At 68.9% G+C, this 16,046-nt stretch carries 12 protein-coding genes; all 12 read left to right on the top strand.

Annotation, left to right across the window (positions count from 1 at the left end; all coding sequences use genetic code 11):
• Position 1 precedes the first annotated feature (1 nt).
• The 12 genes from ACQE3C_RS14040 (at position 2) to ACQE3C_RS13985 (ending at position 16,024) form a co-directional block, all read left to right on the top strand.
• The gene (locus tag ACQE3C_RS14040) at positions 2-931 is read left to right on the top strand and encodes an FAD binding domain-containing protein (RefSeq protein WP_434539773.1); all 930 of its coding nucleotides are present in this window, start codon (positions 2-4) and stop codon (positions 929-931) included.
• Entirely contained in the window at positions 928-1,506 is a 579-nt protein-coding gene (locus tag ACQE3C_RS14035; protein ID WP_434539772.1) for a (2Fe-2S)-binding protein, read from the top strand. The genes ACQE3C_RS14040 and ACQE3C_RS14035 overlap by 4 nt, the downstream gene beginning before the upstream one ends.
• Positions 1,503-3,953, top strand: a complete 2,451-nt coding sequence (cutA, locus tag ACQE3C_RS14030) for an aerobic carbon-monoxide dehydrogenase large subunit (RefSeq protein ID WP_434539771.1) — start codon at positions 1,503-1,505, stop codon at positions 3,951-3,953. The genes ACQE3C_RS14035 and cutA overlap by 4 nt, the downstream gene beginning before the upstream one ends.
• Before the next feature lie 6 nt (positions 3,954-3,959).
• Complete coding sequence (locus tag ACQE3C_RS14025; RefSeq protein ID WP_434539770.1) at positions 3,960-4,652, top strand: SRPBCC family protein; 693 nt, start codon at positions 3,960-3,962, stop codon at positions 4,650-4,652.
• A 3-nt stretch (positions 4,653-4,655) separates the two neighbouring features.
• The gene (locus ACQE3C_RS14020) at positions 4,656-5,576 is read left to right on the top strand and encodes a carbon-nitrogen hydrolase family protein (RefSeq protein ID WP_434539769.1); all 921 of its coding nucleotides are present in this window, start codon (positions 4,656-4,658) and stop codon (positions 5,574-5,576) included.
• 95 nt (positions 5,577-5,671) lie between these two features.
• On the top strand, positions 5,672-6,685 hold the full coding sequence (locus tag ACQE3C_RS14015) for a BMP family protein (RefSeq protein ID WP_434539768.1): 1,014 nt from the start codon (positions 5,672-5,674) through the stop codon (positions 6,683-6,685).
• Positions 6,686-6,696: 11 nt separating this feature from the next.
• Positions 6,697-8,289 (top strand): ABC transporter ATP-binding protein, encoded by a 1,593-nt coding sequence (locus tag ACQE3C_RS14010; RefSeq protein WP_434539767.1) that lies wholly within the window; start codon positions 6,697-6,699, stop codon positions 8,287-8,289.
• On the top strand, positions 8,286-9,338 hold the full coding sequence (locus tag ACQE3C_RS14005; protein WP_434539766.1) for an ABC transporter permease: 1,053 nt from the start codon (positions 8,286-8,288) through the stop codon (positions 9,336-9,338). Before ACQE3C_RS14010 ends, ACQE3C_RS14005 begins: the two co-directional genes overlap by 4 nt.
• Positions 9,331-10,254, top strand: coding sequence for an ABC transporter permease (locus ACQE3C_RS14000; protein WP_434539765.1), 924 nt, complete (start codon positions 9,331-9,333; stop codon positions 10,252-10,254). Before ACQE3C_RS14005 ends, ACQE3C_RS14000 begins: the two co-directional genes overlap by 8 nt.
• Positions 10,255-10,374: 120 nt before the next feature.
• On the top strand, positions 10,375-11,508 hold the full coding sequence (locus ACQE3C_RS13995; RefSeq protein ID WP_434539764.1) for a ring-opening amidohydrolase: 1,134 nt from the start codon (positions 10,375-10,377) through the stop codon (positions 11,506-11,508).
• Positions 11,509-11,885: 377 nt separating this feature from the next.
• Positions 11,886-14,003 (top strand): hydantoinase/oxoprolinase family protein, encoded by a 2,118-nt coding sequence (locus ACQE3C_RS13990; protein ID WP_434539763.1) that lies wholly within the window; start codon positions 11,886-11,888, stop codon positions 14,001-14,003.
• Complete coding sequence (locus ACQE3C_RS13985; protein WP_434539762.1) at positions 14,000-16,024, top strand: hydantoinase B/oxoprolinase family protein; 2,025 nt, start codon at positions 14,000-14,002, stop codon at positions 16,022-16,024. Before ACQE3C_RS13990 ends, ACQE3C_RS13985 begins: the two co-directional genes overlap by 4 nt.
• The last annotated feature ends 22 nt before the right edge of the window (positions 16,025-16,046 follow it).

Here is a 16,046-nt window from a genome sequence, read left to right as displayed (position 1 = left end):
CGTGAAGCCCGCTCCGTTCACCCTCCACTCCCCCACCACCATCGACGAGGCCGTCGCACTGCTCGCCGAGCTTGACGACGCGAAGGTGCTGGCCGGCGGCCAGAGCCTGGTGCCCGTGCTCAACATGCGCCTGGCCACGCCGGCCCACCTGGTCGACATCAACCGGATCAGTGAGCTGTCGAGCGTCGAGGTGCTGGCGGACCGGGTGCGGGTCGGCGCCACCGTGCGCCACTCGGAACTGGAACACCACGACGCCGCCCACCAGGCCCTGCCGCTGCTGCGGCAGGCCCTGGCCTGGGTGGCCCACCCCGCCATCCGCAACCGCGGCACCACCGTCGGCTCCATCGCGCACGCCGACCCGTCCGGTGAGATGCCCGCCGTGCTCGCCATCACCGACGGCACCGTCCGGGCCCGGTCGACCCGCGGTGAGCGCACGATCAGCGCCGAGGAGTTCTTCGTCGGCCCCATGGAATCAGTGCTCGAACCCGACGAACTCGTGCTCGGGGTCGACTTCGGGCGATTCCCGGCCGGCACCATCACCGGCTACCACGAACTTGCCCGGCGCAGCGGCGACTACGCCCTGTCCGGGGTGGCGGTCGCACTGACCACCGAGGCCGGCCGCGTCACCGCCGCCAAGGCCTCGTTCGTCTCGGTCACCGACCGCCCCGACGTCCTCGACCTGGGTGGCGTCCTGGCCGGCTGCACCCCGGACGAGGTCGGCGCCGAGGAGCTGGCCGCCGTGGCGCAGGCCGCCCGCGACCACGTCGAACCGGTCGACGACATCCACGCCAGCGCGGACTACCGCCGCCACCTCAGCGGCACGCTGTGCCGCCGCGTGGTCAGCGGACTGCTGGCAGAACTGCAGTCCCCACCCGCCCGGGGCACACAATTGCAGCCCGAACCCCAGCCCACTGCGGAGGTGCAGCGATGACCCAGAGCCCGATCAGCAACGCCACGACCCCCACCCGGAGCGCCCTCTTCGAGGCCTCGGAATCCGAGACCCTGCAGCAGGTGACCCTGACCGTCAACGGCGACAGTCACACCATCACCGTGCCCGCCCGCCGCCTGCTCTCGGACGCCCTGCGCCACGACATCGGCCTGACCGGCACCCACGTCGGCTGTGAGCACGGCGTGTGCGGCGCCTGCACCGTGCTGGCCGACGGCCTGCCGATCCGCTCCTGCCTGATCTTCGCCGCCAGCGCCGAGGGCATGGACCTGACCACCGTCGAGGGCTGCGGCAACGGCCCCGACGACCTCGGCCCGGTGCAGCAGGCCTTCGTCGAGTGCCACGGCCTGCAGTGCGGCTTCTGCACCCCCGGCTTCGTGACCACCGTCACCGCCTTCCTGGACGAGAACCCCGACCCCACCGAGGAAGAGGCGCGCGAGGCCATCTCCGGCAACCTGTGCCGCTGCACCGGCTACCAGAACATCGTCAAGAGCGTGTGTCGCGCCGCCGAGATCAAGCGCGAACGCGCCCCCCAGCGCAGCAGTGAGGTGCAGGCATGAGCGGCAAGATGATGGGCGCAGCCGTCCAGCGCAAGGAGGACCCGCGCCTGGTCAGCGGCTACGGCAAGTACACCGACGACCTCAGCCACACCGCCCTCGAGGCCGCCTTCGTCCGTTCACCCCACGCGCACGCCCGCATCATCGACATCGACGTCGACGAGGCCGTCGAGGTCGAGGGTGTCATCGCGGTGTGGACCCATGAGGACCTCGAGGGTGCCGCCGGTGAACCCCTGCCGATGCTGCTGCCCCACCCCAGCATCCAGCACCCGGTCACCGGCTACGCCCTGGCCAAGGAGCAGGTCAACCACGTCGGTGAGGCGATCGTGATGGTGGTGGCCACCAACCGCTACATCGCCGAGGACGCCTGCCAGAAGGTCGTCATCACCTACGACGTGCTGCCCCCGGTGGTCGGGATCGCCAACGCCCGCGACGGCAAGCACCTCGTCCACGAGCAGGCCCCCGGCAACGTCGGCGCCCACTACGTGCAGAACGTCGGCGACGCGCCAGCCGCCATCGAGGCCGCCCCCCACGTGCTGGAACTCGACTTCGACTTCGAACGCAGCGCCTGCATCCCGATGGAGGGCAAGGCCGTCCAGGCCACCTGGAACCCCACCGCCGAAGAACTGGTCGTCCAGTCCTCCACCCAGACCTCCACCGGCCTGCGCGCCGCGCTGGCCGCCAAGCTCGAGATGCCGCTGGCCAAGCTGCACGTCATCGTCCCCGACGTCGGTGGCGGCTTCGGGGTGAAGATCAACCACCCCTGGCCCGAAGAGGTGTGCGTCGCCTCGGCCGCCAAGCGGCTGCAGACCCAGGTGAAGTGGACCGAGGACCGCCGCGAGCACTTCATCTCCTCGGCCCACGAACGCGGCCAGCTGCAGCAGGCGCGGGTCGGTTTCGACGACCAGGGCGTCGTGCTGGGCCTCGATGTCACCTTCTGGCACGACCACGGTGCCTACCTGCCCTACGGCGTGATCGTCCCGCTGAACACCTCGGTGCAACTGGTCGGGCCCTACCGGCTGCCGAACTACCGGGTGGAGTACACCTCGCTGTACACCAACACCGTGATCGTGACCCCCTACCGCGGCGCCGGGCGCCCCCAGGGCGTCTTCATCATGGAACGCACCATGGACGCGATCGCCGACTACCTGGGGCTCGACCGGGCCGAGGTGCGGCTGCGCAACTTCATCCTGCCCGACCAGATGCCCTGGGAGGTCGGCCTGATGTTCCAGGACGGCCGACCCACCGTCTACGACTCCGGCGACTTCCCCGCCTCCCTGCAGAAGCTGAAGGACCTCGTCGGCTGGGACGACTTCGCCGAGTACCGCGCCCAGGCCGCCGCCGAGGGCCGCAAGGTCGGGCTTGGCATCGGCTGCTACGTCGAGGGCACCGGCATCGGCCCCTACGAGGGCGGCCACATCCAGGTCGAGACCAACGGACGGGTCAACGTCGCCACCGGCGTCACCACCCAGGGCCAGGGGCACGCCACCTCGTTCGCGCAGATCGTGGCCGAGGAACTCGGTGTCCCCCTCGAGGACGTGCACGTCACCACCGGCGACACCCGCCGCTTCGGCTACTCGGTGGGCACCTTCGCCTCCCGCGCCGCGGTGACCAGCGGGTCGGCGGTGCACCTGGCCGCCAAGCAGGTCAAAGAGAAGGCGCTCGCGATCGCCGGCAACGCGCTGGAGGCCGACCCCGAAGACCTGGAAATCGTCGACGGCTTCATCCGCATCAAGGGTGACCCCGAGAACCAGATGAGCCTGGGCATGGTCTCGGTGCTGTCGAACCCGCTGCGCTACGCCTTCGACGAGACCGCCAAGGCGGCCACCCAGTTCTCGACCTCGGTCGACCTGTCGAAGCCGCCGATCTCACCCGGTGAGGAACCCGGCCTGGAGGGCAAGGACTTCTACTCCCCCAAGGGCGCGACCTTCGCCAACGGCATGCACGCCGCCGTCGTCGAGACCGACCCCGAGACCGCTGACATCAAGATCCTGCGCTACTGCGTCATCCACGACTGCGGCAACATGATCAACCCGATGATCGTCGAGGGGCAGGTGCACGGCGGTGTCGCCCAGGGAGTCGGTGGCGCGCTCTACGAGAGGATGGCATACGACGATTCCGGGCAGCTGCTGAACGCCTCGTTCATGGACTTCCTGATGCCCTTCGCCAGCGAGGTGCCGCACATCGAGACCGACCACCTCGAGACCCCGACCCCGCTGAACCCACTGGGCATCAAGGGCGCCGGTGAGGCCGGCACCATCCCCGCCTCGGCGGTGCTCGCCAGCGCCATCGAGGACGCCGAGGGCTTCCCGATCACCAAGATGCCGATCTCGCCCCACGACCTGTGGGAGCTGCGGCGCGCGCACGAGGCCGGCGAATGGCCCTCGCTGCGCCACCCCCACTCGCAGACTGACCCTGCACCAACCACCGTTCCCGACCAGAAGGGCTGATCACCCATGCAGATCACCGGTACCGCCCACATGAACGCCCCCGGCCCCGTCGCCTGGGCCGCCTTCCACGACCCCGGCGTGCTGACCCGGACGATCCCCGGCCTGCAGTCGCTGGAGGAGACCGGCAAGGACGCCTACAAGGCCACCATCAAGGCCGGCGTCGCCTCCATCAAGGGCACCTACTCGGGCAACGTCGCGCTCACCGAACACGTCGAGCACGAATCCTTCCTGCTCAAGGCCGCCGGCCAGGGGGGGCCGGGCACCATCTCCGCCGATGTGCGGGTCCACCTGGCGCCGGCCGCCGACGGTGGCACCGACATCAACTGGACCGCTGACGCGTCGGTCGGCGGGGCCATCGGCGGGGTCGGCCAGCGGATGCTGCAGGGAGTGGCCCGCAAGATGGCCACCCAGTTCTTCGCCGCCATCGACGCCGACATCGCCAACGGTGGCGCTGCCGCGACCGAGGCTGCCCCGCTCGAGGCCGGGACCGCGGACGATGCCGCTGGTCCTGCCGCCAGTCCTGCTGCCGCCCCCGCGGCGGGTGCAGCCGCCCCCGGTCCCCAGCCGGCTCGCGCCGTGCACCAGGCCCCCGCCGCCGCGGCTGCGGCGTCGTCCACCACCCTGCTCGGGGCTGCCGTCGTCGGGGCGCTGATCGCCCTGGTGGGAGTCCTGGTCGGGATCCTGGCAGGGAGGCGCTGAACGATGCGAGCCTTCAACGCTGCCGCCCTGCAGCTGAACCCCGCCCCCGGGCCGCTGACCACCGAGTCGATCCAGGTCAATGCCGAGCGTGCGGTCGCGATGATCCGTGAGTGCGTGGCGGTCACCCGCGCCGAACTGCTCGTGCTGCCCGAATCGGTGACCACCGGGTTCACCCCCGGGGTCAGCGTCGAGGAACTGTGGGACCTGGTCACCGAGGTGCCCGGACCCATCCTGACCCCCTACCAGGAGGTCGCCGCCGAGTTGGGCGTCCACCTGTGCGTCGGCACCTACCGCCGCGGCGAACAGCGCGGCGTCGTCTACAACTCCGCGGCGCTGGTCGGGCCGGACGGGTCGGTGCTCGGCACCTACGACAAGACCCACCCGTTCTTCTCCGAGTCAGCCGAACGCGGCGGGTGGGTGACCGCCGGCAACGACGTGTGCGTGGTCGAGACCGAGCTGGGCACCATCGGCATGATCATCTGCTTCGACGGTGACTACCCCGAACTGTCCCGCATCCAGGCGGTGAAGGGGGCCGAGGTGATCCTGCGCCCCTCGGCGCTGCTGCGCAGCGCCGACCTGTGGGAACTCACCTCCCGGGCCCGGGCCTACGACAACCACGTCTTCGTCGTCGGCGCGAATGCCACCGGCATCGACCCGTCCGGGGTGATCTACTTCGGCAACAGCCACATCGTCACCCCCACGGCCAACATCATCGCCCGCGCCGCCTCCCACGAGGGCTGGGTGGCAGCCCGCCTCGACCCCGAGCAGGCGCTCGGCAGCCTCACCCAGGGCAGCAACATCGGCCAGGGCTTCGACCACCTGCGTGACCGCAACCTCGAACTGATCCGCACCCACCGGGCCGAGCTCGAGGGCGAAGCAAGGACCGCCTTCCCCCACAGCCGCAACGCCGTGCCCAGCTGCTAGCGCCCCCGACCCCGCCACAACCCCACAGTTCTACCCGCAAGGGATCGGCCATCCGGGCCGACCCCCTACCCCACCACACCCAGATGAGGTCAACGATGAAAGTTCCGCGACTGTTTGGTGTGCGCCTACGGGTGTTCGCCGCTGTATTCGCCCTCCTCCTGCTGCAGGCCTGCTCGGCCACAGCACCGTCCGGGAACCCGGACTCGCCCATCCGCATCGCAGGAGTCTTCTCCGGTGCGGTGACCGACGCCGACTACAACGCCCTGGGCTGGGTCGCGCTCGACGAGGCGGCCAAGAAGTACGACGCCCACACCTCGTTCAGTGAGAACGTCGAAGTGCCCGACGTCGAACGCGTCATGCGCGAGTACGTCGCCGACGGCTACACCATCGTGTGGTCGCACGGCAGCCAGTACTACCAGCAGACCCTCAAGCTGGCCCTCGAGTTCCCCGAAGTCTCGTTCATCGGTGAGTTCGACGCCGAGCCGGAAGACCTGCCCGACAACCTGTGGGTGATCGACCGCAACTTCCACAACGCCTTCTACCCCATCGGGGTGCTCGCCGGCGCCCTCACCAAGCAGGGCAAGATCGGCTACGTGGGCGGCCTGTCACTGCCGTTCTCCTACTCCGAGGTGCACGCGGTGCAGCAGGCGCTGACCGACACCGGCTCGTCCGCCCAGCTCACCTCGGTGTGGACCGGCAACTTCAACGACCCCACCAAGGCGCAGCAGATCACCCGGCAGATGTCCGACCAGGGCAATGACGTGATCATCGGCTCGATGAACATGGGCATGGTCGGGGTCTTCCAGGCCGCCAAGCAGGACGACCGGGAGCAGTGGATCGTCGGCAAGTACACCGACAAGTCCCAGTTCAGCCCCGAGGACGCCGGCGCGTCGGTGGTCTACGACTTCGTCGGGCCGCTGGACGACATCGTCGGCGACATCCTGGCCGGGCAGCGCACCGGCTACCTGCCGCTGGGCTTCGACACCGGTGTGGAGATCGTCATGCCCGACCGGGTGCCCGCCGAGGTGCGGGCCAAGGTCGACCAGGCCGTGGCCGACATCATTTCCGGCAAGATCGTGGTGGTCAAGGACACCACCCCCGTCAAGTGAGGGCAGGACCCATGACCACGCAGACAAAAACGACCCCGCAGGCACAAGCAGCCCGGCTGGTGATGTCCGACATCACCAAGCGATTCGGCGACGTGCTGGCCCTGGACGACATCGACCTCACGCTCAACGCGCGGGAGGTGCACGGCCTGCTCGGCGGCAACGGGGCAGGCAAGACCACCCTGATGAACATCCTCTACGGCCTCTACAAGCCCGACGAGGGCACCGTGACCGTCGACGGTGAACGCCTCACCCTGACCGGCCCGAAGGACGCCATCAAGCACGGCATCGGCATGGTGCACCAGAACTTCCTGCAGGTCGACACCTACACGGTGCTCGAGAACATCGTGCTGGGCACCGACCAGCCGACGTTCCCGAAGCTCGACCTGCGCGAGGCCGAGAAGGAGGTCGAACGGCTCTCCCAGCAGTTCGGCCTGGCGGTCAAGCCACGCGCCGTCGTCGGTGACCTGCCGGTCGGCATCCGCCAGCGCGTCGAGATCCTCAAGGCCCTCTACCGGGGCGCGAAGATCTTGGCGCTGGACGAGCCCACCACCAACCTCACCCCGCAGGAGGTCGACGACTTGTTCGCCTCGCTGCGCAAGATCGTCGACGAGGACATGTCGGTGGTGTTCATCACCCACAAGATCAAGGAGACGATGGCGGTCTGCGACCGGCTCACGGTCATGCGTGAGGGCCGCCGCATCGGCACCGTCAACCGGGCCGACACCGACCCCACCGAACTGGCGGCCATGATGGTCGGCGACACCGAGACCGACCGGGTCGCGGCCGTCGTGCAGGAGGGGATGGTCACCCGCGAGTTCGCGCTCAGCGAGTTCGAGGTCAAGCAGTTCGAGCCGCGGGTCACGATCAAGGGGGTGAGCACCACCAACGATGCCGGGGTCGGCGCCATCAATGACGTCACCCTCGACATCGGCAAGGGTGAGGTCGTCGGCATCGCCGGTGTGGCCGGCAACGGCCAGGTCGAACTGGCCGAGGCCATCGCCGGGGTCCGCCCGCTCACCTCCGGGGTCATCACCGTCGACAGCGACGACCTGACCGGTCGTCCGACCCGTGACTGGCTCGCCGGCGGCGTGGCCTACGTCGCCGAGGACCGTCACCGCGACGGCATCCTGCCCAGCCGCTCCCTCACCGAGAACGTGCTGCTCGGCCACCAGCGCCGCAAGAAGTTCCGCAAGCACGGGCTGGTCGACTGGTCGCTGGCCGAGCAGGAGACCCAGGAGATCATCACCAAGTACAAGGTGAAGGCGTCGGGGCCCAGCGCGCCGGCGGCCACCCTGTCCGGTGGCAACATCCAGCGCGTGATCCTGGCCCGGGCCTTCGGCCACGACCCCCGGCTGCTGATCCTGCACAACCCCACCCGCGGGCTCGACATCGCCTCGACCCAGTTCGTCTACGACCAGGTGCGGGCCGCCACCGCCGCCGGCACCTCGGTGCTGCTGATCTCCGAAGACCTGGACGAGCTGACCGTGCTCGCCGACCGCATCAACGTCCTCTTCGACGGGGCCCTGGTCGGGGAACGCTCCCGCGGAAACTACGACCCATACGAACTCGGCCGCCTGATGGCTGGTCTGGAGGTGTCAGCATGACAGCCGTTGCACTGGCCGCCCCGCGCGGCAATGGCATCGCCGCCCGCGTGGTGCCCTACATCATCTCGATCCTCGGTGCCTTCCTGGTGGCCGGCATCATCATCGCCATCATGGGCCACAACCCGTTCCTCGCCTTCGAGTCGGTGTTGACCACCTCGTTCCAGTCACGCTGGGGCCTGGTCGAAACCCTGCACAAGTGGGTCCCCCTGGTGCTGATTGCCATGGGCTTCGTCATCCCGCTGGCCGCCGGCCGCAACAACATGGGTGGTGAGGGCCAGCTGCTGATCGGTGCCACCGCCAGCGCCGTGGTCGGCATCTGGTTGAAGTCGGCCCCCAGCTTCGTGCTGCTGCCGGTAGTGCTGCTCGCCGGTGTCATCGCCGGTGCGCTCTACATCTCGATCGCCGCCTGGCTGCGTGAACGCTTCGGCGTCAACGAGATCCTCTCGACGGTGCTGCTGAACTTCGTCTCGTTCTACATCGTCGACTACATCGCTGCTGAGGTCTACAGTGACCCGGCCGCCGGCCACCCGACCACCTGGCCGATCGGTGAGGGCGGCCTGCTGCCCTCCATCGGCGGGATGCACACCGGTGTCCTGCTGGCCGTGATCGTGCTGTTCTTCTGCGTCCATGGGGTCATGCGCTCCCTGCCCGGCTACGAGCTGCGCGCCGTCGGCGCCAACCCCCGGGCCGCGCAGGTGCACGGCGTGCGCAACTCGCGCGTCGCCTTCGGCGCCATGGTCGTCGGTGGCGCCATCGGCGGCCTGGCCGGTGCCATCGAGGTGGCCGGCGTCCACGGCAAACTCATCGAGGGCATGCAGGCCAACTACCTGCTGCTGGGCATCATCATCGGCCTGATCTCACGGGGCAAGGTCGCCGTCGTCCCGTTCGTGGCCTTCGGCATCGCCGTGCTCGAGGTCGGCGCCAGCGCCATGCAGCGCAGCGCCGGCGTGCCGGCGGAAATGGTGCTGATCGTCGAGGCCCTCATCCTGCTGTTCCTGCTGTTCTCCGACATCGTGGCCGCACGTCTGAAGGGACGGAACAATGGCTGAAGTAGTTTCCTTCCTGCAACTCATGCTCACCTCCATGGCGGTCTTCGTGCTCGCCGCGCAGGGCACCGCCCTGGCCGGACGGTCGGGCGTGTTCATCGTCTCCCAGGAGGGCTACATGACCCTGGGCGCCTCCCTGGGCTTCGTGGTCGGCTGGGCCACGGGCTCGAACTTCGTCGGCATCATCGCCGCCGGCCTGATCGGTATCGTCCTGGGCCTGGTGATGGGGGTCATGACCACCCGCTACAAGCTCGACCAGTTTGTGGTCGGCCTGGCGCTGCTGTTCCTGTCGATGGGCCTGGCCACCCTGGTCTACAAGGTCTCGGTCGGTGTCACCCTGACCCCGCCGCTGATCAACACCCTGGAACGTATCCACATCCCGCTGCTGTCCGACATCCCCTTCCTGGGGCCGGTCATCACCCAGGATGCAATGGTCTGGTTCGCGCTGTTCATCGGCCTGGTGATCTGGTGGGTGCTCTACAAGACCAACCTCGGCCTGAAGGTGCGCTCGGTCGGTGAGAACCCGAAGGCGTCCGACTCGCTGGGCGTCAACGTCACCCGCGTGCGTCTGGTCTGCACCGCGCTCGGCTCGGCCCTGATCTGCATGGCCGGCGCCTACCTGCCGATGGCCTTCACCGGCACCTACACCGAGGGCATCGTCGGCGGACGCGGCTGGCTCGTGATCGCCCTGGCGTTCTTCGGTGGCTGGCGCCCGACCCTGATCATGGGCGGTGCGGCCTTCTTCGCCGGGCTGGAGGTGCTCGCCCTGCGCGCCCAGGTCGGTGGCCTGGGGATTCCGCACCAGTTCATCTCGATGCTGCCGTTCGTCGCCACACTGTTGGTGATGGTCTTTGCCCTGCGCTGGGTCCGCCAGCCGGCCTACCTCGGCAAGAACCACGACCGCGAAGCAAGGCACTGATTTGCTTGCGGGGGATGACCCCCTGCACCCCCACGCCACACCCTGCGGGGCGCGACCCCCTGCACACCCACAGACATCCGACACAATCCACACAGATTCACCCCATGAAAGGAAGCACCCATGCCAGAAGCCATTGAGGTCCGCAAGGTTCCTCTGCACTCCGTCTCGGACGCCTCCGAGCTCGGCAAGCTCATCGACGAGGGCGTCTTCGAGGCCGACCGAGTCATCGCCATCATCGGCAAGACCGAGGGCAACGGCGGTGTGAACGACTACACCCGCATCATCGCCGACCGCGCCTTCCGCGAGATGCTCACCTCCAAGGGCGCCGACCCCGAGAAGGTCAAGGGCGTCCCGATCGTCTGGTCGGGCGGCACCGACGGCGTGATCAGCCCCCACGCCACCATCTTCGCCACCGTCGCCCCAGAGAAGGTCGAGCCGTCCGACGAGCCGCGCCTGACCGTCGGCTTCGCCATGAGCGAGCCCATCGCCCCCGAAGAGATCGGCTACGTCGGCATGGTCGACAAGGTCGCCGAGGCCGTCAAGGTCGCCATGGAGCGCGCCGGCATCACCGACCCCGCCGACGTGCACTACGTGCAGACCAAGACCCCGCTGCTGACCATCCACACCATCCGCGACGCCAAGGCCCGCGGCAAGCAGGTCTGGACCGAGCACACCCACGAGTCGATGGACCTCTCCAACGGCTGCACCGCGCTCGGCATCGCCAAGGCGCTGGGTGAGGTCACCGACATCGCCGACGAGGACGTCATGCACTCCCGTGACAAGTACTCCTCGGTCGCCTCGTGCTCGTCCGGTGTCGAACTCGACCAGGCCCAGGTGGTCGTGGTCGGCAACGCCAAGGGCATCGGCGGGCGCTACAAGATCGGCCACTCCGTGATGAACGACGCCCTCGACGCCGACGGCATCTGGAACGCCATCAAGGACGCCGGCCTCGAGCTGCCCGACCGGCCGCACTCCAGCGACCTGCAGGGACGACTGGTCAACGTCTTCCTCAAGTGCGAGGCCAGCCAGGACGGCACCGTCCGCGGGCGCCGCAACGCCATGCTCGACGACTCCGACGTGCACTGGCACCGCCAGATCAAGTCGTGCGTCGGCGGCGTGACCGCCTCGGTCACCGGCGACCCGGCCGTCTTCGTGTCGGTCTCGGCCGCCCACCAGGGCCCCGAGGGTGGTGGCCCCGTCGCCGCCATCATCGACCTCGGTGAGCAGCCCACCGGCTACCAGTACCAGGGCTGAGCCCGGGGGGCCAGGTCCCCTGTACTGAGCAGGTCAACACCGGACGACGCCGTCGACCCCACCCCGGGGTCGGCGGCGTCCGTCCACCCGGGCCACCCACCAGCCCGGCGACGCTGCCCAGCGCAGCAAACAAGTAGCCAGCGGCCTCCATCGGTGGCCAAAACGCCGAAATCGGGCCGCTGGTTACTTGTTTCCTGCGACTGGCGACCCACGGCACGGCCTTCGGGCGCTTCTTTGGCGCTTCATGCCCAGCTTTGTCACACATACTCACCAAACTGCCCACTGAATCGTCCCTGCTTTGGCAGATGTTGACGACGATTCACCCCCCACCCGGCAAGTTGAATCTTCCCCAAGCAACAGCCGATGGAAGGACGCACATGACGCAGGAAGCGCGACGCATTCGCATCGGCATCGACACCGGAGGCACCTTCACCGACGTGGTGGCCTTCGACGAGGATGCCGGCACCCTGACCACCACCAAGACCCCCTCGACGCCATCGAACCCCGCCGACGGGTTCATCAACGGTGTCCAGAAGGTGCTCGACCTGCTCGGAGCGACCGGCGACGACATCACCGCCGTCTCGCACGGCACCACGGTGGCCACCAACCAGCTGCTCGAGGGCAAGGTCGACACCCTCGGCTTCATCACCACCACCGGCTACGAGTTCGTCCTCGAGATCGCCCGCCAGGCCGTGCCCGACGGCTACGGCAACTCCTACTTCTGGGTCAAGCCCGAGCGCATCGTGCCGGCCGACCTGGTCAAGACCGTCGAGGGCCGGATGGACTTCGAGGGCAACGAGGTGCGCCCCTTCGACGAGGAGGGTGCCCGCGCCACCGCCCGCTGGTTCCGCGACAAGGGCATCAACACCCTGGGCGTGAACTTCCTGCACGCCTACGCCAACCCCAGCCACGAGCTGCGCATGCGCGAGATCCTGCGTGAGGAGCACCCCGAGGCGATCGTCTCGCTCAGCAGCGAGGTGCTGCGTGAGTACCGCGAGTACGAGCGCTCGATGACCACCCTGGTCGATGCCGCCGTCAAGCCGAAGGTCTCGCGCTACGTCACCAACATCCACGACCGGCTCGACCAGTTCACCGGCGCAAACGACGCCGGCCGCGAGCGCATCCCCTTCTACATCATGAAGTCCAACGGCGGCGTGCTCTCGGCCACCGAGGTCGTCCACCAGCCCATCACCACCGTGCTGTCCGGTCCCGCCGCCGGTGCGCTGGGTGCCGGGCTGATCGCGCGGCGCGCCGGCTTCGACAAGGTGCTCACCTGTGACGGTGGCGGTACCTCCACCGACGTGACCGTGGTCATCGACGGCGAACCGGCCCTGACCACCGAGGGTTCGGTGGGCGCGTTCCCGTCCAAGATCCCGATGATCGACGTGGTCACCGTGGGTGCGGGCGGCGGCTCGATCGCCTGGACCACCCCCGAGGGCCAGCTCAAGGTCGGCCCCCACTCGGCCGGCGCCGACCCGGGCCCGCTGTGCTACGCCAAGGGCGGCACCGAGCCCACGATCACCGACGCCCACGTCTTCCTGGGCCGCATCCCCCCGCACCTGCTGGGCGGTGAGATCCCGCTGGACGAGGCGGCTGCCGCCAACGGCATCGCCGAGCTCGCCGCTCGCCTGGGCCTGAGCCCCGAGAAGGCTGCCACCGGCATCCTCGAGATCTCGGCCTGGAACCAGGCCAACGCGCTGCGCCAGATCTCGGTCAAGCGTGGCCTCGACGTGCGTGACTTCATGCTGGCCACCTTCGGTGGGTCCGGCTCGCTGCTCGCCTGCAGCCTGGTCGACATCCTCGACCTGGCCGGTGTGGTCGTCCCGCTCAACCCGGGCAACGTCTCCGCCTTCGGCCTGCTGACTGTCGACGTCAAGAACGACTACGTGCAGACCCAGGTCGCCAAGGACCGCAACCTCGACCTCGAGGCCATCGCCAAGACCTTGGACGAGCTGCACGAGCGTGCCGCCGAGGCCCTGTCCCAGGAGGGCTTCGCCGCCGAGGACCACGTCTTCGCCCGCAGCGTCGACCTGCGCTACTTCGGCCAGGCCTTCGAGGTGCGCGTCGATGCCCCCGCCGGTGAGATCACCCGCGAATGGGCCGACCAGGTCACCGAAGCCTTCCACGACGCCCACCAGGCGCTGTACAACTACAACTTCCGCGGCGACGACTCCCAGCAAGTCGAGTGGGTGAACCTGCGTGTCTCGGGCATCGGGCCGATCAAGCGTCCCGAGGTGGTCACCATCGCCTCGAACGAGGGTGCCGCCGATGTCGAGTCCCGTGCCCGCCGCAGCACCCGTGAGGTCGTCTTCGACGCTGACCAGGGTCGCGTGTCGACCGGGGTCTACTGGCGTCCGGAGCTGCTGGCCGGCGACCAGATCACCGGCCCGGCGATCATCGAGGAGTTCGGCTCCACCATTCCTGTCCACCCCGGCTTCCACGTCCGCGTCGACGAACACGCCAACCTGATCATCACCAAGGAGGCCGCACGATGACCGCCACCACTGAACCCACCCGCACCGATTCGGGCTCGATGCTGGGCCTGACCCCGCTGACCGGCGAGGCGCTGGAGGCCTACATCGCCGCCGAGCCGATCAACCCGGCGGGCCTGCCCACCAGCTACGAGCACGGCAACCGGCTGCAGCCCGAGGGCACCCCGGTCGACCCGATCGTGGTCGAGATCGTCCAGGGCACCCTGGCCAGCGTCGAGATGGAGGTCGAGACCGCCATCGCGCGCACCTCCCGCTCGCCGATGATCCGCGACGCCCACGACTTCCGCGCCGGCATCCACGACCGCCAGCTGCGCAAGCTGACCGGGCGTTCCTACTCGGCGCTGGTGCACCCGATCGTGCGTGACTTCCCGCTCGAGACGATGCGCGAGGGCGACGTCTTCTTCCACAACGACGTCTACGAGTCCGAGGGTGGCATCGGCCACCTGCCCGACCTGTGCGTCACCGTGCCGGTCTTCCACGAGGGTGAGGTGGTCTGCTTCGTGCAGGCCTTCGGCCACCACGACGACATCGGTGGGGCGCGCCCCGGCTCGATGCCCTCGGGGGCGACCAGCGTCCACGAAGAGGGCCTGTCGGTGCCCCCGATCAAGCTGTGGGACGCCGGCGTGCCGAACAAGGCCGCGCTGCGGATCATGACCCGCAACTCGCGCATGCCCGACTCGCTGGCCGCCGACCTCGACGCCGAATGCTCGGCGTGCCTGATGGGCGCCGGACGACTCAGTGAGCTGTTCGCCCGCTACGGCCGGGACACCGTCGAGACCGCCTTCGACACCATCCTGGACAACACCACCGAGATCTACCGCCGCGAAATCCTGGCGAAGATCCCCGACGGCCAGTACGTGTGGGAGGACTACGCCGAGCACGACGGCGTCGCCGAGCCGATGCTGCACACCCAGCGCATCACCCTCACCAAGACCGCCACCGGCGGCCCCGGTGACGGCCCGCGGCTGATCATCGACTTCACCGGCACCGCCGCCCAGGCGGCCGGCCCGATCAACCACTGCGGTGACTACGTCGGCGGCAACTTCCTCAAGAAGTGGCTGGCACCGATCCTGCGCAACCTGGCCGACACCCCCGAGCGGATGGGTGAGCTCGACGTCAACGAGGGCATCGTCCCCCTGATCGAGATGCGCTTCCCCGAAAAGGGCACCCTGCTCACCCCGATCTACCCCGGCCCCACCAACGCGCGCACCTTCGTCATCCTGCGCCTGCTCGGTGTGCTCGCCGGTGTGGTCGCCAAGGCCGTCGACGGGCGCATGCCGGCCGACCAGGAGACCATCCGCTACACCGGTGTCTACGGCAAGGACCGCGACGGCAACGACTACCTCATGCGTGAGGTGCTCGGCGGCGGCTCGGGTGGGCGGTTCTACTCCGACGGTGAAGACACCATCCACGTGGTGCCCGACTCGCGCAACCTGCCCACCGAGTTCACCGAGAGCCGCTTCCCGTTCCTGGTCGAGCGCCTGGGCCTGGCCGTCGACTCCGGTGGCGCCGGTCGCTACCGCGGTGGCCTGGGCTACGAGAAGCACATCCGCATGCTCAAGGACGCCCACTTCATGTCGATCGCCGACCGCTCGATCCTGGCCTGCTGGGGTGTGAAGGGCGGCAAGGCCGGCAAGCCGTTCCAGGTCACCATCGACCCGGGTGGCCCCAACGAGCGTGAGCTCGAGGCACTGGTCGACACCGAACCGGTCAAGGCCGGTGAGGTGATCCGCATCCGCACCACCGGTGGTGGCGGCTGGGGTGACCCGCTGGAGCGTCCGATCGACGAGGTGCGCCGCGACCTGTCGTGGGGCAAGGTCTCCTTCGCGGGAGCCCGCGCCGACTACGGCGTGGTCGCCTCGGGTGACAAGGACAACCCGGTGATCGACGAGGCCGCCACCGAGCAGCTGCGCGCTGAACTGCGCGACGCCCGCACCGGTGAGGAGCCGTTCTTCGACCGCGGCCCGGGCTTCGCCCAGCTCGACTCCGAGGGCCGAGGCGCCCCGGTCGTCGACTGGCTGTGACCGGCTGAGACCGAGGGCCAGG

This window comes from Aestuariimicrobium sp. Y1814 (assembly GCF_050113895.1).
Taxonomy (GTDB): domain Bacteria; phylum Actinomycetota; class Actinomycetes; order Propionibacteriales; family Propionibacteriaceae; genus Aestuariimicrobium.
This window is presented reverse-complemented; position numbering and strand designations above follow the sequence as displayed.

What these genes read in the sequence shown, in the direction of transcription:
- cutA (WP_434539771.1), top strand. Translation starts at nt 1,503, where the DNA reads ATGAGCGGCAAGATGATGGGCGCAGCCGTCCAGCGCAAGGAGGACCCG.
- ACQE3C_RS13985 (WP_434539762.1), top strand. Translation starts at nt 14,000, where the DNA reads ATGACCGCCACCACTGAACCCACCCGCACCGATTCGGGCTCGATGCTG.
- ACQE3C_RS14005 (WP_434539766.1), top strand. Translation starts at nt 8,286, where the DNA reads ATGACAGCCGTTGCACTGGCCGCCCCGCGCGGCAATGGCATCGCCGCC.
- ACQE3C_RS14020 (WP_434539769.1), top strand. Translation starts at nt 4,656, where the DNA reads ATGCGAGCCTTCAACGCTGCCGCCCTGCAGCTGAACCCCGCCCCCGGG.
- ACQE3C_RS14015 (WP_434539768.1), top strand. Translation starts at nt 5,672, where the DNA reads ATGAAAGTTCCGCGACTGTTTGGTGTGCGCCTACGGGTGTTCGCCGCT.
- ACQE3C_RS14035 (WP_434539772.1), top strand. Translation starts at nt 928, where the DNA reads ATGACCCAGAGCCCGATCAGCAACGCCACGACCCCCACCCGGAGCGCC.
- ACQE3C_RS14000 (WP_434539765.1), top strand. Translation starts at nt 9,331, where the DNA reads ATGGCTGAAGTAGTTTCCTTCCTGCAACTCATGCTCACCTCCATGGCG.
- ACQE3C_RS13990 (WP_434539763.1), top strand. Translation starts at nt 11,886, where the DNA reads ATGACGCAGGAAGCGCGACGCATTCGCATCGGCATCGACACCGGAGGC.
- ACQE3C_RS14025 (WP_434539770.1), top strand. Translation starts at nt 3,960, where the DNA reads ATGCAGATCACCGGTACCGCCCACATGAACGCCCCCGGCCCCGTCGCC.
- ACQE3C_RS13995 (WP_434539764.1), top strand. Translation starts at nt 10,375, where the DNA reads ATGCCAGAAGCCATTGAGGTCCGCAAGGTTCCTCTGCACTCCGTCTCG.
- ACQE3C_RS14010 (WP_434539767.1), top strand. Translation starts at nt 6,697, where the DNA reads ATGACCACGCAGACAAAAACGACCCCGCAGGCACAAGCAGCCCGGCTG.